Below are 1,069 nucleotides of genomic sequence, written 5' to 3' on the forward strand. Positions count from 1 at the left end.
GAAGCCGATGACGCCGGAGCCGATGCCGGTCTCGTCGACGGGCCCCGTCAGCTTGGCGCGCAGGGCGTCGAACGCGTCCGGCGCGGGCTGCTGGACGGGCCGTCCGTCCAGGCCCCAGGCCGGGTCGATCGCGATGCCGAGGTGGGCGAGCGCGCTCGCGGCGATGTCGGGCATGCGGACGTCGTGGCGGACCGAACCCGCGGTGACCGTGCCACCGGTGGCGATCATGAAGGTCTGGCGCTCGGGCCAGCTGGAGCCGCCGTGGCCGCCCGGGTCGGTGTGACCGTGGTCGGCGGTGATCATGATGAGCCAGTCCTCGGAGGCGTACGTGGCACGGGACTTGACCGCGGCGACGATCTGCCCGACCTGGGTGTCGGCGCCGTGGATCGCGTCGAGATAGGCCTGGCTCGCGGCTCCGCTGTCGTGGCCCGCGTGGTCGATGTTGTCGAGCTGGACGAAGACCGCGTCGGGGTTGCCGCCCTTGACCTCGGCGACGGCGCGGGTGGTGGTTCCGGCGTCGTACTCGGCGCCGGGTGTGGAGACCCTGGCGTCGACCTTCGCCGAGAAGATGATGTCGGTGATCGGCGCCCAGGACGAGACGGCGTACGTCCGCAGGTCCGGCTTCGCGGCCTCGACCCGGGTCATGAAGTCCGGGTACGCGGCGAGGTCGTGCCCGGTGAACTCGTTGTTCACGACCTTGTGCTTGTCGGGCCAGACGCCGGTGATGAGCGTCGACCAGCCGGGACCCGACGAGGTGGGCGCGAGCGGGCTGGCGTAGATGCTGCTCGGCGCGGTCAGGCCGGCGCTCATCAGGCCCCCCAGCGCGGGCGCGTCGGCGTCCTTGATTCTGCTGAGCAGGGCGCCGTCCAGGCCGATCACCAGGACCTTCGGGGTCCTGGCCGCGGCCTTGGCGACGGCGGCGAGAGGCCCGGCGGCCACCGCGAGGGCGGCGGTGGAGACGAGGAGCGAGCGGCGGGAGATGCCGTGCGACGACACGTGGTCCTCCAGGTGTGGAGTGCGGGGTGAGGGCGGGCGCGCGCCAACGCCCCTGGAGAACCAGGGGCGTTGG

General features: G+C 72.7%; 1 protein-coding gene. It reads right to left on the bottom strand.

Going from position 1 to position 1,069, the window contains the following annotated elements:
* A partial coding sequence (locus ACZ5CR_RS47085; protein WP_468870218.1) for an alkaline phosphatase family protein occupies positions 1-996 on the bottom strand: 996 nt, incomplete at its 3' end.
* Positions 997-1,069: the final 73 nt, after the last annotated feature.

The organism is Streptomyces sp. NPDC031274, assembly GCF_055570235.1.